Source organism: Nocardia sp. CA-135398, assembly GCF_050955845.1.
Classification (GTDB): Bacteria; Actinomycetota; Actinomycetes; order Mycobacteriales; family Mycobacteriaceae; genus Nocardia.
In genome coordinates this window covers 5,012,709-5,038,900 of sequence record NZ_CP192084.1, presented here as the reverse complement: position 1 = coordinate 5,038,900, position 26,192 = coordinate 5,012,709, and the positions used below count along the sequence as shown (strand labels likewise).

Sequence of the window (26,192 nt, the reverse complement as noted above, 5' to 3'; positions counted from 1 at the left end):
CGAAGTGAGCGCGCCTCCGTCGCCTGTGTCCTCGGAGACTTAGTGAGCGCGTCGCCGCGGATGTGACTTGTGCGAGGGTGGCCGAAGGTCTGTGACGCCGAAGGTAGGCGTGCCTCGGGCTCAGTGCTCGGGCGCGGTAGTCGAGGGCAGGCCTGTGCTTGTGTCCACGCAGATCTTGTGAGCGCCTCGCAGGGGTTGTGACTTCTGTGGGGGAGGCCGAAGGTCTGTGAGGGCGAACGTGAGCGTGGCTGACCGTCAGTTCTCGGCGAGATAGCGCTCGACGGTCTCGACCTTCGAGGTCATGGCATCGGTGACGCCTGGGCGGATATCGGCCTTCAGGACCAGGCTGCAGCGGGGTGCGGCCGCGAGTACGGCATCCGTGGCTTCCTTGACCACGGCCATGACCTCGTCCCATTCGCCCTCGATCGTGGTGAACATGGCGTCGGTGCGATTGGGCAGGCCGCTGGCTCGCACGATTCGGACGGCTTCGGCGACGGCTCGGCCGACGTCGACGCCCTCGCCCAGCGGTGTCACGGAGAACGCGATGATCATGGTTCCATAATGGCTGCGCGCGAACCGGTATGCGGTGAATCGCGCGCCGACGCGCGGGTGCGCCGGGCGGCCGATTACCCTGTGTCGAGTGGCGATATCCAAGGTCGAGCGGCTGATGAATCTGGTCATCGCGCTGCTGTCGACCCGGCAATTCCTGACCGCGGAGCGGATTAGGGACAGCGTCGCGGGGTACGAGGATTCGGCCAGCGACGAGGCGTTCAGTCGAATGTTCGAGCGCGATAAGAACGAGCTGCGTGACCTGGGAATTCCCTTGGAGGTCGGGCAGGTCAGCCGGTTTTCGACGGTGGAGGGCTATCGGATCAACCGCGACGCCTACGAACTACCCGATATCGATCTGACCAGTGAGGAAGCGGCGGCGGTCGCGGTCGCGGTGCAGATGTGGGAGTCGCCGGAGCTGGCGGCCGCGGCCGAGGGCGCGCTGTTGAAGTTGCGCGCGGCCGGAATCCATGTCGAGACCGATTCCGCGGTAGCCTCGGTGCCCGCCGTTCCGGCGCGCACCCGCGGCTCGGATGCGGTGCTCGGCAAGCTGCTCGCCGCGATCGATGCGGGTCAGGCGGTGCGGTTCGAACATCGGGGCGCGATCAACGAGCCGTATGTCATGCGCGATGTGGAGCCCTGGGGTGTGGTCACGCACAACGGCCGCTGGTATCTGGTCGGGCATGACCGGAACCGAGCAGCGGTTCGTAGCTTCCGGCTATCGCGCATCGGCGACGATGTGACCGCCTACGGCCCACCCAATTCGGTCGGTAAACCCGACGGCGTGGATCTGCGTGAGATCGTCGGCACCGTCACCGGCAGCGCTCCGGTGACCGGTACCGCGACGGTGTGGGTGGCCGAAGGTCACGGCCGCGAGATCCGCCGACTCGGGCCCGTGCTGGAAGAGCGCACGATCGGCGAACGCCGTGGCGTGGTCGTCGAATTGCCGATCCGATCCCGAGATTGGTTGGCGCGCTTGATCACCGGACTCGGCCCCGATGCCGTGGTGCTCGCACCGGAGGAACTGCGCGCGGATGTGGTGGCGCGATTGCGTTCGGTCTTCGATCATACGGAGGTCACGGCATGAGCGAGCGAACGTTAGGCGCAGCTGAGCACCGCTCGGTCATGACGGAGCCGAGCGCCAGCGAGGCACGGTCATGAGTGAGCGCAGTCGGCTTTCGGTTCGGCTCTCGCGGCTGCTCAACATGATTCCGTACTTCATCGCGAATCCGGGGATCAGCGCCGCCGAGGCCGCCGCCGATCTCGGTGTGACGACCAAGCAGTTGATGAGTGATCTGAACCAGCTGTGGATGTGCGGCCTGCCCGGTTACGGGCCGGGCGATCTGATCGACCTGTCGTTCTCCGAGGAGAGCATCGAGGTCACCTTCTCGGCGGGCATCGATCGGCCGCTGCGGCTGACCTCCACCGAGGCGACCGCATTGCTGGTGGCGCTGCGTTCGATCGTGGATATGCCGGGCATGGTCGATCCGACCGCGGCGCATGCGGCGATCGCCAAACTGGAATCGGCCATCGTCGGCGGCAAGGCCGTCGACAACGCCCGCGAGCAATTGCCGACCGAGGCGCCGGGGGTCTCGACGGTACGTTCCGCGCTGGCCCGCCAGCGCGCGCTCCGACTGGTCTACTACTCGGCGAGTCGCGATGTGGTATCAGAACGTGTCGTCGATCCGATCCGTATTGTCTTGGTGGACAACAACAGTTATCTGCAGGCCTGGTGCCGCGAGGCCGAAGGGGTGCGGCTGTTCCGCTTCGATCGGATCGAGGCCGCCACCGAACTCGACGAGCCCGCGCGGCCGCCGAGCCACGCGACCGAGGAGGCCGCCGCGCTCGACCTGTTCCAGGACGATCCCGCGGTTCCGTTGGCGCGCTTGCGCATTCGCGGCGATTACGGTTGGGTGCTCGATCAATACCCGATGCACCGGATGGCCGTGCACCCGGACGGCAGCATCGAGGCGACCATGCGCTTCGCCACCATGGACTGGATGGCGCGGCTGCTGCTCGGCTTCGGTTCCGGCGTCACGGTGCTCGGTCCACCCGAATTGATCACCGCGGTGCGGGAACGTTCGAATGCCGCACTGGCCGCCTACGAGGCGGCCGGTTTCCTGGAGACCAGATGAATCGCACGGAGGCTGGAACGGCGTGAGTGAGGTGATGGCACCCGCTCGGGTGCTGGTCCTGGGCGCCGGGAGCATCGGTTCCTTCGTCGGTGGAAAGCTGGCGGCGGCCGGAGCCGATGTCACATTCGTCGGTCGGCAGCGGGTATTGGACGAGATCAGCGCGTCCGGGCTGCGGCTGACCGACCTCGACGGCGGTGACGTATCGGTGGCGGGGGATGCGGTGCGGGTGTCGACCACGCCGGAGGATGTCGGGTCCGCCGATCTGGTGCTGGTCACGGTGAAGTCGGCGGCGACCGCGGCGGCTGTACGCGATCTCGACGGCAAGATCCGTGCCGGCACCGTGGTGCTGAGCCTGCAGAACGGGATCGGCAACGACAAGGTGATCCGCGAAGTCCTGCCCACCTGCGTGGTGCTGGCGGGGATGGTGATGTTCAACGTCGTGCACCATCCCGACGGCCGGTTCCATCGCGGCACCGAGGGTGGGCTCGCGGTGCAGGACGATCCGGTGCTCGCACAGTTCACCGCGTTGTTCGCGCGGGCGGGTCTGGCCCTGCGGCGGTATCCGGACCTGCTGCCGGTGCAGTGGGCGAAGCTGCTGCTGAACCTCAACAACCCGATCAACGCGCTGTCCGGTCGGCCGTTGCGCGAGGAACTGTCCGACCGTGACTTCCGGCGCTGCCTGGCCCTCACCCAGCGCGAGGCGCTCGCGGCAATGAACCGAGCGCGCATTCGCCCCGCCCGGCTGACGCCGCTGCCGCCGGAATGGATGGCCCGGCTGCTGACCGTCCCGGACGGGATCTTCCGCCGGGTCGCCGCGGCGGTACTTGCCGTCGATCCGGAGGCACGCTCGTCCATGGCCGACGACCTCGAACTCGGTCGCAAAACCGAAATCTCCTGGTTATGCGGGGAGATCGTGAGCCTCGGCGCGATGGTGGGGCTGCCGACACCGGTCAATCAGCGACTCATCGAACTGATCGTGGCCGCCGAGCACGGCGACCGCCGCAACTGGACCGGGCCGGAGCTATTGGAGCAACTGCGAACGGCGGCTGACACATAGGACGACTGATTTCGTGAGTACATGGGTAACTCCATGTGCTCACATCGAACTTGGGTGCGGTCCCGCTGTTGCTGGTGGATCTGTTGTTCCTGGCAGCCAACCTGACCAAGCTCGCGCACGGCGCATGGCTGCCGCTGCTGATCGGTGTCACCGCCTACACCGTCATGACCACCTGGCAGCGCGGCCGCAAGATCGTCACCACCGAACGGGAACGCCGGGAAGGATCACTACGCGAGTTCATCGACGACATCCAAAGCGGGAAACCAGGATTGCTGACGGTGCCCGGCACAGCCATCTTCCTGAACCGTGGCAAGCAGACCACACCGTTGGCCATGCGCGCCAACGTCGAGCACAACCACGTCCGGCACGAACACGTAGTCATCGCGGCGATCCAGACCGAACCGGTACCCCGCATAGCGGCCGCGGAATGCGTCACCGTCGATCACCTCGGCTACGCCGACGACGGCATCATTCACGTCACCGCCCGATTCGGGTACATGCAGACACCCGACGTGCCACGAGCGCTGGCCGGAATCGACCCCGCTGAGACCGAGGGACGGTTGGACCTGGACCAGGCGTCGTACTTTTTGTCGAAGATCGAACTGCGACGCGGCACCGCGCCCACCATGGCGACGTGGCGGAAACGATTGTTCATCGCGACCTCCTACATCACCGCCGACGCCGCTGAATACTTCGGCCTGCCCCGCGACCGCACCGTCATCATGGGCTCCCACATCGAGGTATAGCACCGCAGAGCGTTGGACACCTATCCGTCCTGGCGGCAGTGGCCAGGAGGTCGAGAGGTGCGCAGGTCTGATGGTCCTGTCGGTGAATTCGTTTGTGGCGGTATCGGTTTCAGCGAGGATCGCAGGTACCGGTACTCGGCAGGGCAAGCAAGACATGGGCAACTGAAAAACGCCTGGTCATCGCGGGTACGTATCCCGTCTGAGGGATCGTGCGGCCCTGCGGAATCGGGCCCAACTTTATGGCGCCTGGGCGGGGCATGTCGAACATGAGAACGGGGACGGCCTGTGGTTTTCGGGTGGGCGGCTGGTTATCGAAGCGGATTACCGTGCGCGCGGGCGAGGTCGGCCGTTTGCTGCAGGGAGTCAGTGCGGGCGCGATCACCTTCCTCACCGTTCCCACCGCCAAGGGCAGCGGCGCATGTGCCGCGGCCGATCCAGCGGTGAGGGCGAGGGTGGCCGCGGTGACGGCGAGCAGAACGCGCATACGCAGCAGCCAGCCGGTACGCACTGCCGCAGACGGGTCGGCCGGTGAGCGTCAAAGACATTCTGGTTTCGGTGCTCCCGGACTTCGACCCGGCGCGGAAAGCGGCGATGGATTTTCTCGGTTTTCGTGGTGTAGTAGTGGGACAGGGACCAGGCAAGTCCGCGCGCATCAGGTGTATCGGCCTTTCATGAAGCCGAGATGAAGACGGGAGCGGGCCGCCATGCGTGTGCTGGTTGTCGAGGACGAACCGAAAATGGCCGAATTGCTGCGGCGCGGTTTGGTCGAAGAGGGGTATGCCGTCGATGTCGCCGTGGACGGTCCGGATGGATATGGGGTAGTCGCGCGTATGACGCGATTGTGCTGGATGTGATGCTGCCCGGCTGTAGCGGGTTCGAGGTGTGCGAGCGGTTGCGGGGTGAGGGGGTCTGGGTTCCGGTGTTGATGTTGACCGCGCGGGGCGCGGTGGGGGATCGGGTCGCCGGGCTGGACGGTGGTGCGGATGACTATCTGACCAAGCCGTTTCATCTCGATGAGTTGTTCGCCCGGCTGCGGGCGCTGATCCGGCGTGGTCCGGTTCCGCGTCCGACTCTGCTGGTGGTGGGGGATCTGCGGATGGATACCGCCGCGCGTCGCTGCTGGCGTGGTGATGACGAAATCGTCTTGACCGCAAAGGAATACGCTCTGCTGGAGATGTTCCTCACGCAGCCGGGAACGGTGCTCACCCGCGAGGTGTTGACCGAGCACTGCTGGGACTTCGCCTACGAAGCGAGGTCCAATGTGGTCGATGTTCATGTGCGTGGGTTGCGGGACAAGATCGACCGGCCGTTCGCAGTGAGTTCGCTGGAAACAGTGCGTGGCGCGGGCTACCGGCTGCGCAGAGACGGCGGACGGATCGAAGGCCGGTCGCGATGATCGGCCGTTGGCCTATTCGGATACGGCTCACCGTCGCCTTCACGGTGATGATGGCGGTGGTCCTGGCGGTGGTCGGCTACGCCACCGTCGCGCACATGCGTTCGTTCCTGGATGAGTCGGTCACCGAGTCACTGACCTATCAGCTCACCGAGCTGCGTCCGATCGCGGCCGCCATCGAACCCACGTTGCCGGGCCCCAATCAGGACACCGCGGTGCAGGTTCTCACCGCCGATGGACAGGTTGTCGCGTCGACCGCGGAATTGGCTGGACCGTCGGTCCTTTCGAGCACTGAATTGGCTGCCGCCCGGTACGGCACGGTGATTGCCGATCATCCGGCCGCGGGGGACCTGCCCAAGCCGGTCAGGCTCGCCGCGACCAGCGCACCGGAGAACCGAATTGTGGTCGTCGTCGTCAGCCTGGCCGATCGTGACGCCGCCGTCGCCGACCTTTCTCGTGAGCTGGCGACCGCGTTTCCCCTGGTTCTCCTGATCGCGGCTCTGGGCGCCTACGCGCTGGCCATTGCCGCGTTGCGCCCGGTGGAACGCATGCGGGCCCGCGCTGCGGGTATCACCGACACCGATCCGGCTGCACGTCTGCCGATTCCGGCTGCCGATGATGAGATATCGAGGCTGGGAACCACTTTCAACGACCTCCTGACGCGATTGCACGAGGCCCTCGACCGGGAACGACAATTCGTCGCCGACGCCGGCCACGAACTACGCACCCCACTGGGGCTGCTCACCACCGAGCTCGAGCTGGCCCTGCGTCGACCGCGCAGCAATGCCGAGCTCATCGATGCGTTGCGTTCGGCGCTCGACGAAACCGAGCGTCTGTCCAGGTTGGCCCGAAACATGCTCTCGGCCACCGCGGTCAAGTCCCGCGATCCCGAGACTGCGCTGCCGACAATCGAACTGCGGCCGCTGCTCGAGGCGGTGATCGAACGCCACGGTGGCGCAGCGCGCGACATTGCTATCGATTGCCCGTCCGAGCTGCAAGTGAATGCCGACCCCGACGACCTGGATCGCATCCTCACCAATCTGCTCGACAACGCCCTAGATCATGGCCGCCCGCCTGTCGACATCCGCGCCGCCAGCACGGGAGACACGGCGGTGATGATCACCGTCCGCGACCATGGGCCCGGCATCGATCCGGAGTTCCTACCGCATGCTTTCGAGCGGTTCACCCGCGCCGATACCGCGCGCACCTCCGGCGGGAGCGGACTCGGCCTGGCCATCGTGAGGACGCTCGCGCTCCACAACCACGCGAGCGTGACCGCTGGAAATCATCCAGACGGTGGACTGGTCATTACCCTGTCGCTGGGTGCGTCCGACGCGTGATTGCCCAGCGAGTTGGCAGTCGGGACCGGGCTCCAAAGAAGTAACCAAGGCCGCGGTGCGCGGTTCGACGCCAGTGCGGATGGTTTGGCGCAGGTGCACGGTCGCGTCGTATTTGGCCTGTATCCGGCTACCTGAATCGGCAGGCGGTCCGCTTACGCAGGTGATTCGCCCTGATTCAGCAGCATGCCCAGGGTCATTGCGGCAATGCCTTCTTCGAGGTGCCGTCGATCGGGCATGACCGCGGTCCGAAATGGGTGCGCGGACATGAATGACAGCACCATCCAGGCGGCGGCGTCGGGGTCGAGATCGGCGCGCAGTTCCCCGTCGCGTTGTCCGCGTGCGATGACTTCGGTGAGCACGTCGGCCAGTTCGCGGACATGCTGGCGGACGGCTGTTTCGATCGCGGGTTCGGCGGTCAGGGTCATGGCGTCGGCGAAGATGACGCCGAGGGAGCCGGGTGCGTGCAGTTCGTCGATGTGGTCGGGGCTCAGCAATTGCCTCAGCAGACCGGCGAGCGAGTCGCTGTGTTCGGCGAGTTCGCGCATCATGGTGGCCATGTGGCCGGTGGCGTGTGCCACGACGGCGGCGTAGAGGCCGGTTTTCGAGCCGAAATTCTGGAACAGCACGGGTTCGGTGACACCAAGGCGGGTGGCGATCTGGGCCATGGTGGCGCGCTGGTAGCCCGACTCCGCGAACACCTGAGTGGCCGCGTCGATGATCGATGCGCGCCGGTCGGCGGCGCTGAGGCGCGTGCGGGGCCGATCGGGAGGAGTCGAGGAACGGGTGCGGGCCATGTCGTCATGGTATCTACCCTTGCACAAATAACTTAGTCGCGACTAAGTTATCGTATATTAGTCGTCACTAAGTTAAGGAGTGGGCTATGGGCCTCGGACATCTCTTGCACAACAATCCCGATCCCGGCACCGACGGGCTCACCATCGATCACGGCGCCGGTTACGACGTCTTCGGTGTGGTGTTCTTCGGCGGACGACGTGGCCGCGTGTACCGGCGATTGGCCGAACTCAGCGGTGCGCGCGAGGGCGATCGTGTCCTCGATATCGGTTGCGGCACCGGATATTTGACGCGTCGACTGGCCGCTGTCGTCGGCGCCGGGTCGGTGGCGGGGCTGGATCCTTCGGCGAAGGTGCTGGAGCGGGCCCGCGCGATCACCAAGGAAGTCAACTGCACCTACACCGTCGGGGTCGCCGAATCACTGGCCGCCGCCGATGAATCCTTCGATGTCGTGGCGAATTGCCTCATGCTGCACCATCTTCCGGAAGACATGCGTGCTCGTGCGGTGCGCGAGATGTGGCGGGTGCTGCGCCCGGGTGGGCGGCTGCTGATCGGCGAGTTCCGGCCACCGGCAAACCATCTCGGCAATCACCTCATCGAGGCATTGACCGGTCCGGCCATGGCCAACAATCCGCTGCACCTGCTCGAGCCGATGGTCGCCGACGCCGGATTCGAGCGAATCAGCTCTGGCGACCTGCATCCATGGATTCGCTACGTCACCGCCACCAAGCCCGGGGCGGGCAGGTGAGCCACGGTAATCCGTTGCGGGGTCGCTCTGGTGTAGTGCGGTGGGCGGCACTGCTGCTGATCGGGATCGGTGTCGGTCTGCATCTGCTGCTGGGCGCGATGATCTGGCTCGCGGTCGCGGGTGCGGGCCTGGCCATAGCTGTCGCGGGAATCGCCGTCCATGTGCTGTTCGCCGGATTCGGTATTCGATGGGCTCGACGGCGGGCCAGTGAAAGCTCGTCAGCTGAATCCCCGCCAAGCCATCGTTATTGAGCTCCTGTGGCCGGACCCGCGTTCGGCCGCCGGGGTGTCATTTCGCGGGTGCGAGGTTGGTCGCGTCGAGTGCTGGGCGCAGCGCTTTGGCTAGGGTGACGGCGTCGTTGACGGCCCAGTAGTGCAGGTAGAACAGGTGTGGGTCGTCGGTGAGCATGTGGTTGTGCAGTTCGACCACGTTGATGCCGCCGGTGCGCAGTGCCTCGATGACCTTGTTGACTTCGGTGCCGGTCATGACGAAGTCGCCGTTGATGGCGGCTTTTCCGTCACCGACGGGCTGGAAGTTGATCACCGTGGTGACGCCGTAGGTTGGCGGCAGTACATGCCCGTTGTCGCTGATGGTGTCGGCGCGCGCGAGGTTGTACTTGTACAGGCCGCCGTCAGCGGTTCCCTTGCGGCCCAACGCCGCATCCACACCGGCGGTGTCGATATCGACCGGCGGCTGCTGAGCCGGAGGAGCCGCAGCAGGGGCAATAGAGGTGGCATCCAGGACGGCTTTGAGGGCCTTGCCGAGCTTCGCCGGGTCACCCATGCCCGCGATGTGGGTCCACCAGATCTGCGGGGACTGTTCGAGCAGGTGCTTGTGCAGAGCGGTCTGCTGTAAACCGTTGGCGTGCAAGGCGTCGGTGACCTTCGGCAGTTCCTCTTCGGTGATGACCAGGTCGCCCATCACCATGGCGGTGTCGTCGTATTTGCCGAACGCGGCGTAGCCGCCGAGGGACAGGCCGGGTTTGATCGCGACGCCTTGGGATTGCACTTGCAGGTCCGAGCGGACCAGGGGGATGCGGTAGACGGTGTTGTTGTCGCCGAATTTGCCGGTGCGGCCGAGGGCGTCGGTGACCGGTTTCCAGTCGGCGTCGCTGGTGGTGACCGGTTTGTGGGTGCCGCCCATCGGCATGTTCATCGTTGAGGTGTTGGAGGTTGTGCTGCTGCTGTTGTTGGAGCAGCCCGCCGCCACCGTGATGGCCAGCGATGCCGTCAGGACCGCCACGCATCGGACGGATCGACGAGCAGATCTGCGCATGAGAGTTCCTGTCGTCGGAGGAGGCAGTCTGCTCGGGGGGAGACGGGCTGCACGGCTAGGTCTATCGGCAGTTCATGAAGCCGAGATGAAGTGGTGTCTCGGCTATGTGGTGGGTTCGAATTCCCATAGCGCGGGAGCGCCGTCGGCGGTGCCCTTGGGGATCGGGAAGTAGCTGTGGTGGGTGGCCGGGTCGACGGCGAGGGTGTGTGCGCCGTCGGCGAGGTGTTTGGCCCCGGCGGCCGTCGTGTGGCCGTCGCGGCGGTCGAATACGGAGACCCAGCCGCTTTCGGCGGCTACGTAGAGCCGTTGCACGGCTGCGTCATAGACGAGCACATCGGGTGTCTGCCCGACCCTGTTGTGATCCAGGACCGAGCGTTCGGCCAAGTCGATGGTCACCATGGTGGCGTTGCCCTCGCAGCCGACGAACATCCGCTGCCCGGCCGGGTCGAGGGCCTGTCCGTGTGGGGCATCGCAGCCGGGGATGGGGATCCGATCGGTGATGGTGTAGGTGTCGGGTGCGACGACGGCGAGATCGCCGCGGCCTTGTACGGCCACGACCATCGTGTCGGTGGTGGGGTTGTAGACGACGTTGCCGACCTCGCCGCCCATTGGCACTGTGGCTCGGACGTTTCCGGTATCGGCATCGATGACGGTCTCGGTGCCCGCGTGTTCGTTGGTGGTCCACACCGCGTTGCGGACCGGGTCGTAGGCCAGCCCGTCGGGATAGGTGCCGGTCGGGGCGGTGAACAGCACTGCGCCGGTGTCTTCATCGAAGGCAGCCAGCTGGTTGCGGCCGGTCGCCGTGGCATACACGCGGTGTTTGTCGGGGACCACGAGCACACCGTGCACGTCCGGAGTATCGGGGATTGTGCGCACCACGGTGTGTGAGCCGATATCGACCTCGATCACCTGCCCGGCTCCCATATGCGCGAGGAACAGCAGCCCGCGTCCGGCATCGAGGCTGGTGTAGTCGAACCGGACCGGGCCGCCGGTCAACGCGGTCTCGCCGACTTTGCGCAGCGGGAGATCGCCCCCGGTCTGTGATGGGGCCTGCGACGAAGAGCATCCGGCCACGACCGCGATACCGATCAGCATCGGCAGTATTCGCATCGATCGCACTCTGGCCCACCTCTCCCCGAGAAATGTAACCGCGGTTGCCAGACTACGATATGACTTCACCGCTTCTGTGGCGACACCCCGGGAGGTTTGATGCTCGACAGACGGCCCGCCGTGCCGGGTGAGTGGGTGCTGCTGTCCTACCGCGTTCCCCGTGAACCCTCGACCCGGCGGATCGCGATCTGGCGCAAACTCAAGGCGCTCGGGGTCGGGCAGATCTCCGATGGGCTGGTCGCGCTGCCCGCCGACGCGCGCACCCGTGAGCAGTTGGAGTGGATCGCCGAGGAAGTCCTCGAGGCGGGCGGGTCGGCCTCGATGTGGATCGCCCGGCCCACGACCCTTGCCGCCGAGCGCGAGCTTGCCGCCGGGATGGCCCAAGCGCGAGCCGCCGAATACGCCGCGATCACCGCCGAGGCCGCCACCACACCGGCCTCGGCGGCGGCACGGCAGTCGCTGGCGCGACGTCTGCGGACCGAGCTGCGGCGCATCCAACGTCGCGACTACTTCCCGCCCGCTGAACGAGAGAGGGCCGTGGCCGCTGTCGAAGCTCTTGCCGCACTGGAGGTTTCCCGCACGAAGCGAGTGTCGTCGTGAAGTGGGCGACCCGCGCGGGCATCCACATCGACCGGGCCGCCTGCGCCTGGCTGATCCGCCGCCACGTCGACCCCGACGCCGAGTTCGTGTTCATCGGCGATCCCAGCGAGTTGCCCGCCGACGCGACCGGCTTCGATATGCGCGGAGTGGACCTATCCCATCACGGCGGCGACTGCAGCTTCGAAACCATCCTGCGCCGCTACGACCTCGACGACCCGGTGCTGTGGAAGCTGGCCGCCATCGTCCACGAAGCCGACCTCGACGACGAACGCTACGACGCCCCCGAGGCTCCCGGCCTGGACACCGTGCTGCGTGGTCTGTCGATGATCTGCAGCGACGAACGCATCCTCGAACTCAGCGGCCCCATGTTCGACGGACTCTACGAATTCCATCGCCGCGCGACCCTATTGGGTCGCGAACCAGACTGACCGCACCCGCCGACACCGCCACCTCGCAGCTATGACGGCTCTCTTCATCATGACTTCATCTGCTACTCGTACCGTGAACTTGGAAACCACGGTTACGTCCTGAAAGGGAGGCCCGATGAACGTCAAGCAGAAGATCAGCATTGGCGTCGCCACCGCTGCCGTGCTGGCCGCAGTGGGCACCGGCGTCGGATTCGCCCTCGGCGGAGACGATGACAACGATATCGTGACCGGCCCGGACGCCGACCAGGCTCGCGCCGCAGCACTGACGGTCGTCCCCGGCACCGCCGGGGAGGTCGAAAAGGAAACCAACGAAGGAAACGCTGTTTACGGCGTTGACGTCACCAAATCCGACGGCACCAAGCTGGAGGTCCATCTGGACAAGGACTTCCATTACCTAGGCACCGAACCCCCGGACAGCGACGACGACTGAACGCCATTGCTCCCACCGAGCCGATGAAGACCCGTCATACACAGGGCCGTCAGCGTGAGCGGGCGGCCCCTGTCTTTCTGCCCGAGGTGAAGGATCTCATATCGAATAATCGATGCAACCATGGTTACATTTCATGAATGAGTGAAGCTGGATCGCCCGCCGAGCCCGAGGGAATCATCGAGCCCGCGACGGCAGACGAGGTCGGATTCGGCCGTGTACTGGCCTATTTCGTGAAACTGGGAGCCCTCGGGTTCGGTGGCCCCATCGCCGTGGTCGGCTATATGCAGCGGGATCTGGTCGAGAAACGCGGCTGGGTGGATCGTCAGGATTTCCTGGACGGCGTCGCGCTCGGGCAGACCATGCCTGGCCCGCTCGCTGCCCAAGTCGCCATGTGGGTCGGCTTCATGCGCCGCGGCGCGCTCGGTGCTGCGGCGGTCGCTGGCGCTTTCGTAGCACCGTCGTTCGCGCTGGTTGTCGCCGTCGGCGCGATCTATGCCCGCTACTCCGGGCTGTCGGTGGTGCAATCGCTGTTCTACGGCATCGCACCTGCGGTCATGGCCATCATCACTCTCGCCGCGATCAACCTCGTCAAACTCACCGACCGCAAGGACTGGCGGCTATGGGCAATCAGCGCATTGATTTTCGCACTTACCGCGATCACCGGAACTGAACCGATTCTCGTGATCATCGGCGCGGGCCTGCTGATGATCGCGCTCGACGCCCGCCCCGACATCAAGGCAATACGTCGCCGTCGCAACACTCCCACCATCGAGGGCGATCCCGAATCCGCCATCGAGGACCAGCCCGAGCACAGGCAATCCCGCCCCATGCCGATGTGGATCGGCCTCGGTGCACTGGCTAGTGGCGGCACGCTGACCGCTTTGGGCCTGTTCTTTTTCAAGACCGGAGCGGTGGTCTTCGGATCGGGCCTGGCGATCGTGCCGTTCCTGCGCGACGGCGTTGTCCACCAGCATCATTGGCTCACCGACGGCCAATTCCTCGACGCCGTCGCCATGGGCCTGATCACCCCCGGCCCGGTCGTCATCACCGCCGGATTCATCGGCTACCTCGTTGCCGGTCTCCCCGGTGCCATCGTTTCCACCGTCGCCATCTTCATCCCGATCTACCTCGGTGTCGTCGTTCCCGGCCGCTGGTTCGTCCGGCACCGCGACAACCCGCAGATCCGCGCATTCGTCACCGGTGCTACAGCGGCTGCGGCGGGCGCACTGTCGGGAGCCGTCGTCGTGCTCACCCGTCAAGCCGTCACCGACTGGATCACTGCCACCATCGCACTCGCAACCCTGGCTCTGCTCTGGCGATTCAAGATCAAGGAGCCCTATGTGGTCGTCGCCGCTGGCGCCTTGGGCCTGCTGCTGCACTAATGGGCGAGCAAATGGCGAGGCCTGTCGAACAGGGCTCTGACCCGATTTCTGATGAAGCTCCGAATTGGTGGCGCAGATTCTGCGGCTGCAGTTCGCATCAAGTATTCGAGCACCTTGGCCGCTAGCTGTATGAGGTCCTGACGTTCGTGACGCTGGTGGGCAGACGACTGGCTGGCGGCCGGTTCCCGGTGGCCGAATGGGGTCGATGATAGTTGTAGTGGATGTTCCAAATCCCGAGGGCTTGGGTGCGGTGGGTTTCGCTTGTCCATTCGGGGGCGTAGAGGAATTCCTCGGCCAGGATCCGGTTATAGCGTTCGACTTTGCCGTTGTGGCGCGGGGTGTAGGGAGTGATCCGCTGGTGGCGTGCACCGAGTAGCACTTTCGCGAAATCTTTTGCCCGGTAAAAAGATCCGTTGTCCGTGACGATTCGTTCGATTCGATCGATGCCGTGTGCGGCGAAGAACGCCCGCGCTCGGAAGACGAAACCGATGGCTGTGGTGGCTTTTTCGTCGGGCAGCGCTTCGGTGTAGGCGAGGCGTGAGTAGCCGTCGACCGCGGTGTGCAGGAACACGTATCCGGTGCGGGTGCCGCGGGTTTTGGCGCGGGCGACGGCCTTGGCGTGGTCGGATCCTCTGCCGTGGGTTCGCCAGGCGCCGCCGTCGGGGATGCGGCCGACTTTCTTGATGTCCACGTGAACCATGTGCCCGGGTCGGCGAGCGATGATGCGGCGTGGGGCTCGGTTGGTTTCACCGCCGGGGTCGAGGAACCGGCGCCGGTTCAGCCCGAGCCGGGCCAAATGCCGACTCACGGTGCGCACCGACACAGACTGGCCTTCGACGGCCAGTTCGGAGGCGATACGCCGCGCCGACCATTTGCGTTCCCGCCGCAACTGCTCGATCCGCACGAGGACTTCCGCGGCGGTCGCGGTGGGCTGGCGACGCGGCACCGAGGACCGATCCAGTAAACCGAGTTCCCCATACCGGTGAAATCGGTTGACCCACTTGCTTGCACACTGGCGCGAGATCCCCATCTCGGCGGCGACGTGAGCGATCGGGCGGCCCTGGCACCGCTGGACCAGTCGTCGCCGACCTTCCACCGACAACGGAGCGTTAGCGTGCATCGGCGCGCACCTGCTCGACCGTGCTCATCACGCGCCGACGCCGGCCCATCACAGCGGCACCCACCGCCGCGGTGGTGAAGGCGGCGCTGCACCACAGCGCCGTGGTCGGGTGATCGCTGTAGTCGACGAGCAGACCAGCGGTGACAGGGCCGAGAGCGGCACCGATGTTGAAGGCGGTGGTCGCCAACGCGCCCGCGATCCGCGGTGCAACCGGTGTGGTGGTCTGCACGATCGTCGCGATCAGCGTCGAACCGACACCGAACGCGACCGCACCCGCCACCACCGACATGACCAACACCCCGATCAACGCCTGCGCGGTCACCGCGGCCAGCAGCCAAACTCCGGCGAGTACGACCGTTCCGACGACGATGATCCGCCGCTGATGACGGTCGCTGTAACGACCGGTGACGATCACGCCGAGAAACGAGCCGACACCGAACAGGGCCAGCACCATCGGAACCCACCGATCACCCGCGGCGATGCCGGTCGTGATGGTGCCGAGATAGGTGAACCCGGCGAAGGTCGCCGCGTTGACCAGGACCCCGGCCACGACGGCGATCAGAACCGGTCGCTGCCGCAGCACCAGCCATTCGCGCCGCATCGACCGTGCCTGCCCGTCCGGCGTATCGCCGTCGCGCACGTCACGACCGAGCATCACCCACACCGGCACGAGTGCTGCCGCACTGAGGACGGCGACGGCCCAGAACGCCGAACGCCAACCCCAGACCTGCCCCAGCAGCGTGCCCGCGGGAACACCGGCAACGCAGGCCACCGTCACACCGGACACCACCACCGAGGTTGCGCGCCCGAGCACCGCCGCACCCACCAACCTCGGCAACGCGGACAGCACGATCGCCAAGAACCCGGCATCCGCGAGCGCCGCGACAACACGAGTCACCAGCAGCACCGCGAACCCGGGCGTCGCGGCACCGACGACATGCGCGACACAGAACAACCCCAAAAACGCTGTCACCGAATACCTGACGGGCAACCGGCCCGCCGCCATCGCCATCACCGGCGCCCCCAACACCATGCCAGCCGCGAATAACGAGGTCAGCAAGCCAGCAGCACCGAGCGAGACCCCGACATCGGCCGCGATCTGCCCCAGCAGTCCCGACACCATGAACTCGGACGTGCCCTGCGCGAAAACCGCAACAGCCAGCACAAATACCACAACGGGCATAAGAGAGAACTCCCCGGATACAGAGCGCCGCAGTCATATCCACGGCACCCGAGATGAGTTGCAGAATCGGGCGAACCAGCCACCCGACAGCAAGAAACCGACATCATCCGGCGCTGCGAGATACCCGAACCGCACCAGTCGCTCAGCGACCAGTGGGAACCACGCTCACAACGCCGCCCAGCCCACAGGCCGCGCGGCTACCTTCTGGATGCCTCCGGAGAACTCACCCCGACACCCTAACAACCCGCCCGCATCAAATCGAAGCAACGACTACAACGTCATGACCCGCAACAGCTAGCTGCTATCGGTGTCATCGGATTCGTGGGCAAACCAGCTCGTCGCGGACAGTGACGAGGGGTGATCCGCATCCAGCGGGCGGGCGCTCGGCGACGGGCCTCAGCGTTGTGGCTCCAGCTTTCAATGTCTGTACATGTTCGCAACTGCGCACCTATTGGCGTATGGTGTGGTGGTTCTTTGGAGGCGAGTCGGGCCGGAGGTTCGTGTGATCGAGGTGTTGGGGCATCCCCAGTTCCGTCGACTGTTCACCGCCCAGGTGGTGGCGCTGGTCGGCACCGGACTATTGACGGTGGCGTTGGGCCTGCTCGCCTACGACATCGCGGGCAGCGACGCGGGCGCGGTCCTGGGTACCGCGCTGGCGATCAAGATGGTCGCGTATGTCGCTGTGGCACCGGTGATCTCGGCTCTCACCGACCGGGTGCCGCGCCGCGCACTGCTGGTGTCGGCCGATGTCATCCGCATGGTGATCGCGTTCACGCTGCCGTTCGTCACGCACGTCTGGCAGATCTACGTGCTGATCTTCATCCTGCAATCGGCGTCGGCGACGTTCACCCCAGCCTTCCAGGCGGTGATCCCGTCCGTGCTGGTCGATGAGCAGGACTACACCCGCGGCCTGTCGCTGTCGAGGCTGGCCTACGATCTCGAATCATTGCTGAGCCCGGTGCTGGCCGCCGCGCTCCTCACGGTCATGAGCTACAACTTGCTGTTCCTCGGTACCGCGGCCGGATTCGTCGTCTCGGCGATCATGGTCCTCGGCACCCGGCTCCCGCGTCTGGTGGCTGCCGACCGCGCCATCCCACTGGTGCAACGCATTACGCGTGGGGCCCGGATCATGCTGTCGCGTCCAGTGCTGCGCGGTCTGCTGGCCATGAACCTCGCGGTGGCCGCCGCCACGGCGCTGGTCGTGGTGAATACCGTTGTGTACGTGCGGGATCTGCTCGACGGTCCGGCTGCTGCGGTCGCGCTGGCGCTGGGCTGCTATGGCGGAGGTTCGATGGTCGTGGCCGTGGCGGTCCCGCGTCTACTCGCCACCGTGCCCGACCGCCGATTGATGCTCACCGGCTCCGCGATGCTGCCGCTCGGCCTGCTGCCAGCCGCGCTCATCGCCGGACTCACACCATCGCCGGGACCGGGCTGGGCGCTGCTGGCGATCGCCTGGATCACCCTCGGTGCGGGGACCTCGCTGATCAACACCCCGTCGGCGCGTCTGCTGCGCGCACAATCCGACACCGACACGCGCACAGCGGTATTCACTGCTCAGTTCTCCCTCTCACACGCGTGTTTCCTGCTCACCTACCCGATCGCGGGTTGGGTAGGCGCGGGTGTCGGACAGCTCGCCGCCGCGTTATCGCTGGCCATCGTCGCTACACTTGCCGCAGCGACGGCCGCACGGGTGTGGCCGATCGGTACCCCCTCGGGAGCCGAGAAGGTGATGGCAGGAAGTCGGTGACCCATGAGCAGGACGGACAGGTCCACAGCGACCGAACCCGCCCCGAGCCTCGAACACCCGGTCGTTGCCGACCCGGCCCACCTCGAGGCCGCGACGGCGACCTTCCGCATGCTGTCCGACCCCACCCGCCTGCACATCCTGTGGCTGCTGGCCGACGGTGAAGCCGATGTCACAGCCCTCATCGAAGCATGCGGCGCCTCCCGCACCGCCGTCAGCCAGCACCTGGCCAAACTCCGCTTCACCGGCATGGTCGAAACCCGCCGCGAGGGCCGCCACGTCATCTATCGCATCCGCGACGGCCACCTCGCCCGCCTAGTCCGCGAGGGCCTCAACCACGCCGACCACATCGTCACCGGCGAACCACCACACGCCTGATCGGACGCAGACCGCCCTGTCCGCCCTTAGTCTCGACCAAGGAGTCGAACGGGCGACGTTCTGCACGAGGCCACCTGCTGATCAGCAGCCTGCCAGTGTGTCCTGACGGCAGCGGGCAGGAAGTCGACAAGAGGCGAGAGTGTCCCGGCCTGGTCAATGAATTCCGTTGTCTTGGTGCAGGTTTCAGTTGAGTCGCATGTACCGCTGCTCGACAGGGCTGTTATCCGATGGTGGGGCTTCGGTGTTCGATGAGCAGGACGTCGCTCCAGCGGTCGTGGTGGCGGCCGATGCGTTCGCGGGTGCCGATGGTCCGGAATCCGGCTTTGGTGTGTAGGGCGATGCTGGCGGTGTTTTCGGGGAAGATGCCGGATTGAACGGTCCAAATGCCTGCCGTGGTGGTGGATTCGAGGAGGGCGTTCAGCAAGGTGAGGCCGACGCCTCGGCTGCGCGCGGTGGGGTGGACGTAGACGGAGTGTTCGACCACTCCGGCGTAGGCGCAGCGGTCGGAGACCGGTACGACAGCGATCCAGCCGAGCACTCGGTCGTCCGGGTCGAGGGCGACGAAGCGATGGTCGGGCAGTTTGGAGTTGTCGAACTTGGCCCATGTGGGGGCGGTGGTTTCGAAGGTGGCGTCACCGTCGTCGATGCCGAGCTGGTAGATGGCGAGTGCCTGGTCGGCTTGCTCGGGTCGCATCGGCTCGATACGGAGATCCGGGGTGGTGTTCATGATCGTGCGGGGATACCGAGGTCATCGAGTAGGCCGCGGACGCGTTGTTCGATCTCGTCGCGGATGGGGCGGACGGCGTCGATGCCTTGACCGGCGGGGTCGTCGAGTTTCCAGTCGAGGTATTGCTTGCCGGGGAAGTAGGGGCAGGCGTCGCCGCATCCCATGGTGATGACCACGTCGCAGGCGTGCACGGCGTCGGCGGTGAGCACTTTGGGGCTCTCGGCGGAGATGTCGATCCCGACCTCAGCCATAGCTTGCACCGCGACCGGGTTGACCTGGTCAGCGGGTGCGGACCCGGCGGAGCGCACTTCGACGCGGTCTGGGGCGAGGTGGGTCAGGAATGCGGCGGCCATTTGGGAGCGTCCGGCGTTGTGGACGCAGACGAACAGCACGCTGGGGTTGGATGTCATTGGCGGGCAGAGTCTTTCAGAGAGTGGGAATGTCGAGTTCGGTCAGCAGGGTGTGGACGCGGGTTTCGATCTGGTCGCGGATGCAGCGCACAATGTCGATGGGTTGGCCGTCGGGGTCGGGCAGCTCCTAGTTCTCGTAGCGGCGGCCTGGATAGATGGGGCAGGCGTCCCCGCAGCCCATGGTGATGATGACGTCGGCGGCGCGCAGGATTTCCTCGGTCCAGGGTTTGGGGTATTCGCGCGCGATGTCGATGCCGATCTCGGCCATGGCCTCGATCGCGACCGGGCTGATCGTCTCGCCGGGTTCGGAGCCACCGGACCAGGCCACCGCCGCGTCCCCGGCGAGGTGGGCGAAGTGGCCGAGGGCCATTTGGGAACGGCCCGCGTTGTGGGTGCACAGGAACGGCACGGTGGGCTTGCCGGACACGGCTTTGCCTTCAACCTTTGCCAGCGCTTGGAGGCGTTGGCGGGCGAACCGTTCGGCCAGCAGCGGCAGGAAGTTGAGAACGGTGGCGCGGGAGGCGAATTGGTCGTAGGAGGAGTACAGGAACTTCTCGATAGTCTCGGTGCCGAAGGTGTCGGCGAACTCGGTGTGTAGCCGGGTGGCGGCGGTTTTGAGGGCGAGCTGCTGATCGATGGTCAGAGCGTCAACGGCGAGGCCGGTGAGGGTATGTGGGTGCTCGGTCATGGGGTGCTCCGGGGCTCGGTGCGCGGGCGTTCTGGATGGGGTGTGACGACGTTCTCGGCCGGTGCCGGGTCGGGGTAGACCATCCCGATGAGAGCGAACCCGGCCGGCACCAACGATTTGGGTGGCGATGAAGGCGGGCACCGACGCTGGGGCGATCCCGGCGAAGGTGTCGGAGAAGACGCGCCCGATGGTGACGGCGGGGTTGGCGAAGCTGGTGGAGCTGGTGAACCAGTAGGCGGCACCGATATAGGCGGCCACGGCTGCGGCTGAGAGGGCAGCACGACCGGTACGGGCGAGGGCGAAGATGACCGCGATCAGCCCGGCGGTAGCGACGAGTTCACCAACCAGGTGCCCGGTGGTGACGCGGTGGTGGGTGGAGATCTGGGCGGCGTGTTGGTCGAACATGATGTTGGCCAGCACTGCCCCGGCGATACCGCCGGGGACCTGGGCGCCGATATAGGCGGCTAGCTCGCTGAGGGTGAGGCCGGTGCGGTCACGTCGGTCAGCGGAAGCTCTTGATTCGACACGCATCGATATTGATGGTCATCGAATCCGACGGCAAGCGAACATCGGGTGAACGAGACCTCCGCGGGCGGGTTTCAGCCGCAGCTGGACGCGCCGGAGGCCACCGCGTCCTTCTTCGCGGTGCTGCCACAGCAGGCGCCTTCGGCGGCGGCTTCCTCGGCGGTTCCGCAGCATACCGACATCGCCTGCTCGTCGCTGGCGGTCTCGCCGGAGGCGAGTTGTGGTGCGGTGCCGAAGGTTTCGCTGTCGGCGAGCACGGTGTAGACCTCCCAGCGTTCGGTATCGGGTGCGGTGACCCACACCTTGTCCTGGGTGGCGAAGCAACAGGTGGTTGCCATCTGCTCCTCGGTGAACATCCCCGCCGTCGACAGCCGCGCGATCTCGGTGTGAACCTGGTCGCTGGATTCGACTTCGACGCCGAGGTGGTTGAGGCTGCCGCCGTGGCCGGGGTTCTCGATCAGCACGAGCTTGAGCGGTGGTTCGGTGATGGCGAAGTTGGCGTAGCCGGGCTTGCGCTTGGCGGGCTCGACCTTGAACAGGGTCGAGTAGAACTGCACCGCTTGGTCGATGTCGTCGACGTTGAGGGCGAGCTGGATACGGGACATGAGACGATACCTCCACTTGTGAGACATATATCGAAAGCCTGACGAAGCCAAGTCTGCTCCATCTTTTCGACATATGCCAAGAAGGTAGGTAGAGTTGATCGCATGCCCAAAGCACTACCCGTGATCGACATGTCCGCCCCGGTCTGTTGCGCGCCCGTGGCCGCGGGACCGGTCGACGACGCCGCCGCTCTGGAGATCGCGTTGCGGCTCAAGGCCATCGCCGACCCGGTGCGCGTGAAACTGCTGTCGCTGCTGCTGACCAGCCCTGCCGGCGAGGAGAACACCGGAGACCTCGCCGGGATCGTGGAGCTGGCCGAGTCCACTGTGAGCCATCATCTCGGTCAATTGAAGAAGGCGGGCCTGATCGAGTCCGAACGACGTGGCATGAACATCTACCATCGCGCCCTGCGTGATGCGCTGGCTGCACTGTGTCTCGTACTCGACCCGAACTGCTGCCGCTGAACTTCCTGCGCCGCAGTTCGCCGATGACGTCGGAATTCATTGGCTAGCTATAAAACTCTGACAACAACTGACAACTGACGCGGCAAACATGCACGTCAGAATCGTTGGGGCCAGATAACGCGCGGCCACCGGCTCGGGCCGTGGCGGGTGCTGGTCGGCTGGCAATCGTGCCAAACCATCGGCGGGCACCGCACACACCCTCTGTGTCAAGTAGGCGGAATTGCATCTGCTGCAACAGTTCTGCGCGATAGTCCCGGGCGGCTGATCAGTATAACTGCCTAGGTTTGGGCCGATCCTTTTTCGGTCTGATACCAGCAACCTGTACGGAAATCCGACGCAACGATGATGCATCTGTTTCAACATTGGGGTGGCCGATCTCGAAGCGGGTCCGGCAAGTGCGGCTGCGGCATTGTCGCTGGCCCCCAACGTGGTTCATCTCGACCCGGAATCGGCGGTGTTCGAATCGATGATCGCGGGCTGGGAGGATCAGCAGCGTGCCCGTTTCCTGCGGCGGCAGACGATCGAGGCGCGCGTCTTGATGGTTCGTCGGTTCGCAGTGTTCAGTGGGCAGTACCCGTGGCAGTGGACTCCTGCCGAGGTCGATGCGTTTTCGCGGCTATGGGCTCTGGGGTGCAGCCGAAGATGTTCTCGACGGTTCGCGGCTACCAGCTGGGGCTGCGCATGTTCTGCGACTATCTCATCGACGACCGCTACGGGTGGGTATCGTTGTGCGCCAATCGGTTCGGTGCGATCCCGACGCAGGTTCTGCATGAGTGGAACTCGGTCAGCCATGTCTCGGAATTCGAGGGTCGCCCGGGGCGGCGGGCGTTGACCTACGACGAGGTGGCCGAGTGTTTCTACGGTCCCAGCGAAAGCCTGGGGTTCCTCGACGATCTGCACGCGGACGGGATGACCCGCCAGTACGCGCACGAGCAGTGGGCCGGTGACCGAGGACCCCGGTCGAAGGTAACCATCACACCGGCCTACGCTGTAGAGCGCCAAATATAAGGCTCCGGACGCCGAGTGAAACAACTCCGGGGAATTCGGCGTGACCGGGATTCCGTCGATCAGTGCGCGATGAGAATCACTGATCAGCGGGCTCCGGCAATCGGCCGGACTTCTTCACCACTCGGTCGCCGTCGTGCAGTGATCGCCATACTTTCCTGCTCACGCGAACGTCGTGTGATGTGCCGTCCGCGAGCCGAACGGTGATGCGGTGGTACATGTTCGATCCATCGAACACGCCGCGTGACCTGGAGGTGACGATGCCCTCCCAAGAACTCGGATCGGCACGCGCTCGCCGTGCGAAGAACACAGTTTCTCCTCTCGGAATTGATTCCGTGGGACATATGCGTACACCGCAGGATTATTTCGTTCTGCGGTCGACGAACATAAAACTATCCGCTAGTTGCCAACTTGGCAAGTAGTTTTCGATGTGGCACACGACCGATTTTGTTGCTAGCCTCGCAGACGTGGATGACGGTGCTACGGCCGACGCGGCCCGACTCGACTTGGCCCGGGTAGCGGCCATCGGCGAAGGCGTGCGTACGGGGGCGCTGTGGCTTCCTGGATACTTCGCGGCTCTCGGCATCGGCTCACTGATCGCGGTTCCCGTACTGGGAACCCTCGACACGGGGATCGGTTCGATCGTGGCGAATTCGGTGTGGACCGCGTTCGTCGGCGGTTGTGCCGCATACGGATTCCGCCGCCGCGCGTTCCCGTACGGAGCGCGGCGCCGCTACGTGAGGACGACCCTGATCTGGGCGGCGCTGTGGCTCTCGGCCGTCGTGCTCGGCGGGGCGTGGTCGTTGCCGGGGCTGATAATGGCCGGAGTGCTGGTGAGTCTGCCGATGCTCACGGCCGCCCATATGGAGGCGGCGCGTTGAGCACGGCAGGCGAACGTACGAAGGACCATCCCCGGCATCGCCTCGACACGATCATTCATTCACCTGTTCGGCTCTCGGTGATGGCATGCCTGGCCGCGTGCGACAAAGCCGAATTCAAATACGTTCGAGACCTGGTGGAGGTCACCGACGCGCACCTGTCCAAAGAAGTCGCGACGCTCTACGAATGCGGATATGTGGAGGTCACGAAGGGGTATGTCGGAAAGCGGCCCCGCACCTGGCTGGCGCTTTCGCAACCGGGCAGACGCGCGCTCGCCGAACATCTCGAAGCGCTGGCCGCCATCGCGCACACACCCGGGATAGCGGCGCAGATCTGAGTTGACCTTTCCGCGCAGCCGCCGACTCCGGGGCGGGGTCTGTCACCACAGCCGCGCGGGATGGCCCGCGCTAGCCACGGAATCGGCCCATTCGCCGACGGCCCGGTACGCCGCGCGAACTGCTGCGCTTCGAGCGCGGTGGTGAACCGTTGCAGCAGTTGGGATTCGGTATCCGTCCTCGAATCCGTAAGCGGCGCTCTCACGTTGGCGTGAACCAGTCCGGAATCGAGGCCGCAGCCTGGCCAGATATTCGATGAGTTCTGTGTTCGCGACCTCGACATGACGGGCCGGGTCGTCGAGTGTCCGATCGACGAGGGTGAGCAGCGTGCCCCGGTAGCCGGTGGTGAGGGTGTGCGGGTACAGCCCCGAGATGTAGGTGACGGGTCACCCGCATTTCCAGCAATCCCGCACGAATCCAACAATGCGGCGGAGTGAGACCGTCGTGCAGCACGGCGGCACAGCATTGAGGCGAGCCAGGGCCGAGGGATTGTTGTGATCATCGAGGTCTGTTGTCGTCGGGCGGCGGTGGATCATTGGCCCGCGCGGGATCGGTCAGGTATTCCAGATCACGCAGCCGCAGGACCACGGCCCAGCCGACATCGCCTGGCATATACCGGAGTCCGGGAGTCTGCAGCACCTCGAGTACCTTCTCAACCTGCTCTCGCGACGGCGGATGGACAATCTCGGCGCACACGGTGCGATACACCTCGTCGGCGGTGAGGTCGGCTCGCGGCGGAATCGCGTCGACGACCACGGTGATCAGTTTTTCGGTGGCGGCATCCACTGCACCGTTCCTCTCGCGCAAGTGCATTCGGCGTCGCGGTCGGGCGTGTAAACCACAGCACCGCAGACTGGCGGCCAGCCATATTCGGACCCTGCGGTATTCCGGGGCAGGGATGTCCCTCATGCCGATGTGGGGATATCCATGAGCCGCTGCCTTTGCGGCGGAGGCGGCGACAGTTCGTGATTGCTCGGTTGTATCCGACGGCTCAGCAGTTGTGCTGCCAGGGAAATGGTGTCAGGTCGGGTTCGACCCATCCGGTCCTGGCCACGGGGTCGGCCAGCGTGGTGGTGCGATAGAACCTAGTGAGCAGCCTCTTGTCCAGCAATCCCGGGTAGTGGTCGATGAAGGTGTCGAAATCGGCTGCGTCGGTGTCGATCACGTGGTGGCCGACCAGTTCGACCCAGGCTCGGCTGACGGTGGCATGGTATTTCTGCGGCGCGCCCTGGTAGCGCGCGGTGCGCTGGATGCCGTCGCTGACCAGTTCGATCGCTCGGGAGGTGCCGTAGCGGCGTACGGCCAGGTAGGTGAGGTGTAGGTGTTGGCGGTGACCGAACCGGCCGGTATCTGCCGTCACCTCCGTGAGCAGGTCGGCATAGGGCCCGGATTCCTTGGACGGATCCTGGCCTGGGTGCGGTGCACTGTTGTGCGTAGTCATCGGTTTTTCTCGATCAGGGCATCCAGGACGGTGTAGAAGCCGACGACGGCTTCAGGCGGCAGGTCGCCGAGTGTGCGGGATTCGAGGTCGGCGAAGGTCCGGCGGATGGCGGCGGCGGTGGCGCGGCCGGAGTCGGTCAATTCGATCAGGACCGAGCGCCGGTCGCCCGCGCGGGCGACCCGGGTGATCAGTCCGCGCTTGTCTAATCGGTCGAGCACGCTGGTCATGGTGGTGGGGCGTGCTCCTATCAGGGCGGCGACCTGGGAGACGGTCCGACTCTGCCCGTCGGCGAGGTTGCCCAGGGCGTTGATCTCGGAGGCGGTCATGTCGAGGTCGACCAGCTCGGTGGCAATCCTGTGGAGCGTGGCGTGCGTGGCGCGCTGCAGGCTCAGCAGTGCCGATCGCTCTGAAGAGACGAAATCGTATTTCACGATTTAGGATAGTACCAAATCGCATTTATTTTGCGTCCTGGTTCGGCGTTCGACGGGTCCGCGCCGAGTGGATTCGTCGCGGTGCCGACCATCCGGAAATGCCGCTGGTCGCGCTGACCGAACCGGCCAGCACGGGCGGGACGAAGGTCAACGGGCCGAGCTGATCCGGCGTCGGCCGAACGCACCATATTGCCGATTCCAAATCGTTGGGTCAGAGCTGTAGTTCGGTGAGCAGGGCGCGGACCTGGCGTTCGATTTCGTCGCGGATGGGGTG

Annotated in this window: 31 protein-coding genes and 2 pseudogenes; 19 read left to right on the top strand and 14 right to left on the bottom strand. The window is 65.4% G+C overall.

All coding sequences use genetic code 11. The annotated features are described in order from the left end of the window. Nucleotides 1-255 precede the first annotated feature (255 nt). Entirely contained in the window at nt 256-552 is a 297-nt protein-coding gene (locus ACQP1T_RS22085; protein WP_433754935.1) for an MTH1187 family thiamine-binding protein, read from the bottom strand. An 88-nt stretch (nt 553-640) separates the two neighbouring features. Here ACQP1T_RS22085 and ACQP1T_RS22080 point away from each other — a divergent pair, with 88 nt between their 5' ends. The 7 genes and pseudogenes from ACQP1T_RS22080 (at nt 641) to ACQP1T_RS22050 (ending at nt 7,220) form a co-directional block, all read left to right on the top strand. Next, nucleotides 641-1,636, top strand: coding sequence for a helix-turn-helix transcriptional regulator (locus ACQP1T_RS22080; RefSeq protein ID WP_433754934.1), 996 nt, complete (start codon nt 641-643; stop codon nt 1,634-1,636). A 70-nt stretch (nt 1,637-1,706) separates the two neighbouring features. After that, nucleotides 1,707-2,684: a helix-turn-helix transcriptional regulator gene (locus ACQP1T_RS22075; RefSeq protein ID WP_433754933.1), complete on the top strand. Its 978-nt coding sequence runs from the start codon at nt 1,707-1,709 to the stop codon at nt 2,682-2,684. A 34-nt stretch (nt 2,685-2,718) separates the two neighbouring features. Beyond that, complete coding sequence (locus ACQP1T_RS22070) at nt 2,719-3,741, top strand: 2-dehydropantoate 2-reductase (protein ID WP_433762308.1); 1,023 nt, start codon at nt 2,719-2,721, stop codon at nt 3,739-3,741. A 50-nt stretch (nt 3,742-3,791) separates the two neighbouring features. After that, nucleotides 3,792-4,487, top strand: a pseudogene (locus ACQP1T_RS22065) (KUP/HAK/KT family potassium transporter); the annotation flags it as partial. Between the two features lie 704 nt (nt 4,488-5,191). Then, a complete protein-coding gene (locus tag ACQP1T_RS22060; RefSeq protein WP_433754932.1) occupies nt 5,192-5,341 on the top strand; it encodes a hypothetical protein in 150 nt (49 codons plus the stop codon). Further along, complete coding sequence (locus ACQP1T_RS22055) at nt 5,329-5,883, top strand: response regulator transcription factor (RefSeq protein ID WP_433754931.1); 555 nt, start codon at nt 5,329-5,331, stop codon at nt 5,881-5,883. Before ACQP1T_RS22060 ends, ACQP1T_RS22055 begins: the two co-directional genes overlap by 13 nt. Beyond that, on the top strand, nt 5,880-7,220 hold the full coding sequence (locus ACQP1T_RS22050; RefSeq protein ID WP_433754930.1) for a sensor histidine kinase: 1,341 nt from the start codon (nt 5,880-5,882) through the stop codon (nt 7,218-7,220). The genes ACQP1T_RS22055 and ACQP1T_RS22050 overlap by 4 nt, the downstream gene beginning before the upstream one ends. Before the next feature lie 152 nt (nt 7,221-7,372). Here the strand turns inward: ACQP1T_RS22050 and ACQP1T_RS22045 are convergent, their stop codons facing one another. Further along, entirely contained in the window at nt 7,373-8,014 is a 642-nt protein-coding gene (locus ACQP1T_RS22045; RefSeq protein ID WP_433754929.1) for a TetR/AcrR family transcriptional regulator, read from the bottom strand. An 86-nt stretch (nt 8,015-8,100) separates the two neighbouring features. Between ACQP1T_RS22045 and ACQP1T_RS22040 the strand changes: the two genes are divergently transcribed. Then, nucleotides 8,101-8,760, top strand: a complete 660-nt coding sequence (locus ACQP1T_RS22040) for a class I SAM-dependent methyltransferase (protein WP_433754928.1) — start codon at nt 8,101-8,103, stop codon at nt 8,758-8,760. Then, complete coding sequence (locus ACQP1T_RS22035; RefSeq protein WP_433754927.1) at nt 8,757-9,011, top strand: hypothetical protein; 255 nt, start codon at nt 8,757-8,759, stop codon at nt 9,009-9,011. The genes ACQP1T_RS22040 and ACQP1T_RS22035 overlap by 4 nt, the downstream gene beginning before the upstream one ends. Nucleotides 9,012-9,048: 37 nt before the next feature. Here ACQP1T_RS22035 and ACQP1T_RS22030 read toward each other — a convergent pair whose 3' ends face one another. Further along, the gene (locus tag ACQP1T_RS22030; RefSeq protein WP_433754926.1) at nt 9,049-10,035 is read right to left on the bottom strand and encodes a DUF1259 domain-containing protein; all 987 of its coding nucleotides are present in this window, start codon (nt 10,033-10,035) and stop codon (nt 9,049-9,051) included. A 102-nt stretch (nt 10,036-10,137) separates the two neighbouring features. Continuing rightward, on the bottom strand, nt 10,138-11,145 hold the full coding sequence (locus ACQP1T_RS22025) for a YncE family protein (RefSeq protein ID WP_433754925.1): 1,008 nt from the start codon (nt 11,143-11,145) through the stop codon (nt 10,138-10,140). 99 nt (nt 11,146-11,244) lie between these two features. Here ACQP1T_RS22025 and ACQP1T_RS22020 point away from each other — a divergent pair, with 99 nt between their 5' ends. The 4 genes from ACQP1T_RS22020 (at nt 11,245) to chrA (ending at nt 13,985) form a co-directional block, all read left to right on the top strand. Next, nucleotides 11,245-11,745, top strand: a complete 501-nt coding sequence (locus ACQP1T_RS22020; protein WP_433754924.1) for a Chromate resistance protein ChrB — start codon at nt 11,245-11,247, stop codon at nt 11,743-11,745. Next, nucleotides 11,742-12,173, top strand: coding sequence for a chromate resistance protein ChrB domain-containing protein (locus tag ACQP1T_RS22015; RefSeq protein ID WP_433754923.1), 432 nt, complete (start codon nt 11,742-11,744; stop codon nt 12,171-12,173). The genes ACQP1T_RS22020 and ACQP1T_RS22015 overlap by 4 nt, the downstream gene beginning before the upstream one ends. Before the next feature lie 115 nt (nt 12,174-12,288). Beyond that, entirely contained in the window at nt 12,289-12,603 is a 315-nt protein-coding gene (locus ACQP1T_RS22010) for a PepSY domain-containing protein (protein ID WP_433754922.1), read from the top strand. Nucleotides 12,604-12,740: 137 nt separating this feature from the next. Continuing rightward, nucleotides 12,741-13,985, top strand: coding sequence for a chromate efflux transporter (gene chrA, locus ACQP1T_RS22005; protein WP_433754921.1), 1,245 nt, complete (start codon nt 12,741-12,743; stop codon nt 13,983-13,985). Between the two features lie 121 nt (nt 13,986-14,106). Here the strand turns inward: chrA and ACQP1T_RS22000 are convergent, their stop codons facing one another. Both ACQP1T_RS22000 and ACQP1T_RS21995 read right to left on the bottom strand, forming a co-directional pair. Then, a complete protein-coding gene (locus ACQP1T_RS22000; protein WP_433754920.1) occupies nt 14,107-15,105 on the bottom strand; it encodes an IS481 family transposase in 999 nt (332 codons plus the stop codon). Beyond that, entirely contained in the window at nt 15,095-16,288 is a 1,194-nt protein-coding gene (locus ACQP1T_RS21995; protein ID WP_433754919.1) for a Cmx/CmrA family chloramphenicol efflux MFS transporter, read from the bottom strand. Before ACQP1T_RS21995 ends, ACQP1T_RS22000 begins: the two co-directional genes overlap by 11 nt. 502 nt (nt 16,289-16,790) lie before the next feature. Here ACQP1T_RS21995 and ACQP1T_RS21990 point away from each other — a divergent pair. Both ACQP1T_RS21990 and ACQP1T_RS21985 read left to right on the top strand, forming a co-directional pair. After that, the gene (locus tag ACQP1T_RS21990; protein WP_433754918.1) at nt 16,791-18,035 is read left to right on the top strand and encodes an MFS transporter; all 1,245 of its coding nucleotides are present in this window, start codon (nt 16,791-16,793) and stop codon (nt 18,033-18,035) included. A 3-nt stretch (nt 18,036-18,038) separates the two neighbouring features. Next, nucleotides 18,039-18,410, top strand: coding sequence for an ArsR/SmtB family transcription factor (locus tag ACQP1T_RS21985; protein WP_433754917.1), 372 nt, complete (start codon nt 18,039-18,041; stop codon nt 18,408-18,410). A 220-nt stretch (nt 18,411-18,630) separates the two neighbouring features. Here ACQP1T_RS21985 and ACQP1T_RS21980 read toward each other — a convergent pair whose 3' ends face one another. The 4 genes and pseudogenes from ACQP1T_RS21980 to ACQP1T_RS21965 form a co-directional block, all read right to left on the bottom strand. Continuing rightward, nucleotides 18,631-19,137 (bottom strand): N-acetyltransferase family protein, encoded by a 507-nt coding sequence (locus tag ACQP1T_RS21980; protein ID WP_433754916.1) that lies wholly within the window; start codon nt 19,135-19,137, stop codon nt 18,631-18,633. After that, on the bottom strand, nt 19,134-19,547 hold the full coding sequence (locus tag ACQP1T_RS21975; protein WP_433754915.1) for an arsenate reductase ArsC: 414 nt from the start codon (nt 19,545-19,547) through the stop codon (nt 19,134-19,136). Before ACQP1T_RS21975 ends, ACQP1T_RS21980 begins: the two co-directional genes overlap by 4 nt. Before the next feature lie 16 nt (nt 19,548-19,563). Next, a pseudogene (locus ACQP1T_RS21970) lies at nt 19,564-20,235 on the bottom strand (arsenate reductase ArsC). Nucleotides 20,236-20,834: 599 nt separating this feature from the next. After that, on the bottom strand, nt 20,835-21,365 hold the full coding sequence (locus ACQP1T_RS21965; RefSeq protein ID WP_433754914.1) for an ArsI/CadI family heavy metal resistance metalloenzyme: 531 nt from the start codon (nt 21,363-21,365) through the stop codon (nt 20,835-20,837). Nucleotides 21,366-21,467: 102 nt separating this feature from the next. Here ACQP1T_RS21965 and ACQP1T_RS21960 point away from each other — a divergent pair, with 102 nt between their 5' ends. After that, a complete protein-coding gene (locus tag ACQP1T_RS21960; RefSeq protein WP_433754913.1) occupies nt 21,468-21,827 on the top strand; it encodes an Rv2640c family ArsR-like transcriptional regulator in 360 nt (119 codons plus the stop codon). A 618-nt stretch (nt 21,828-22,445) separates the two neighbouring features. Continuing rightward, nucleotides 22,446-22,835 (top strand): hypothetical protein, encoded by a 390-nt coding sequence (locus tag ACQP1T_RS21955; RefSeq protein ID WP_433754912.1) that lies wholly within the window; start codon nt 22,446-22,448, stop codon nt 22,833-22,835. 76 nt (nt 22,836-22,911) lie between these two features. Here ACQP1T_RS21955 and ACQP1T_RS21950 read toward each other — a convergent pair whose 3' ends face one another. Further along, nucleotides 22,912-23,142 (bottom strand): DUF7489 domain-containing protein, encoded by a 231-nt coding sequence (locus tag ACQP1T_RS21950; RefSeq protein WP_433754911.1) that lies wholly within the window; start codon nt 23,140-23,142, stop codon nt 22,912-22,914. 157 nt (nt 23,143-23,299) lie between these two features. Between ACQP1T_RS21950 and ACQP1T_RS21945 the strand changes: the two genes are divergently transcribed. After that, nucleotides 23,300-23,713, top strand: a complete 414-nt coding sequence (locus ACQP1T_RS21945; RefSeq protein ID WP_433754910.1) for a hypothetical protein — start codon at nt 23,300-23,302, stop codon at nt 23,711-23,713. Next, nucleotides 23,710-24,048: a winged helix-turn-helix domain-containing protein gene (locus ACQP1T_RS21940; protein WP_433754909.1), complete on the top strand. Its 339-nt coding sequence runs from the start codon at nt 23,710-23,712 to the stop codon at nt 24,046-24,048. The genes ACQP1T_RS21945 and ACQP1T_RS21940 overlap by 4 nt, the downstream gene beginning before the upstream one ends. A 496-nt stretch (nt 24,049-24,544) precedes the next feature. Here the strand turns inward: ACQP1T_RS21940 and ACQP1T_RS21935 are convergent, their stop codons facing one another. From ACQP1T_RS21935 to ACQP1T_RS21925, 3 genes are all read right to left on the bottom strand, one after another. Further along, complete coding sequence (locus tag ACQP1T_RS21935) at nt 24,545-24,832, bottom strand: hypothetical protein (protein ID WP_433754908.1); 288 nt, start codon at nt 24,830-24,832, stop codon at nt 24,545-24,547. Nucleotides 24,833-25,037: 205 nt separating this feature from the next. Continuing rightward, on the bottom strand, nt 25,038-25,487 hold the full coding sequence (locus ACQP1T_RS21930) for a hypothetical protein (protein ID WP_433754907.1): 450 nt from the start codon (nt 25,485-25,487) through the stop codon (nt 25,038-25,040). After that, nucleotides 25,484-25,918, bottom strand: a complete 435-nt coding sequence (locus tag ACQP1T_RS21925; RefSeq protein WP_433754906.1) for a MarR family winged helix-turn-helix transcriptional regulator — start codon at nt 25,916-25,918, stop codon at nt 25,484-25,486. The genes ACQP1T_RS21930 and ACQP1T_RS21925 overlap by 4 nt, the downstream gene beginning before the upstream one ends. Nucleotides 25,919-26,192: the final 274 nt, after the last annotated feature.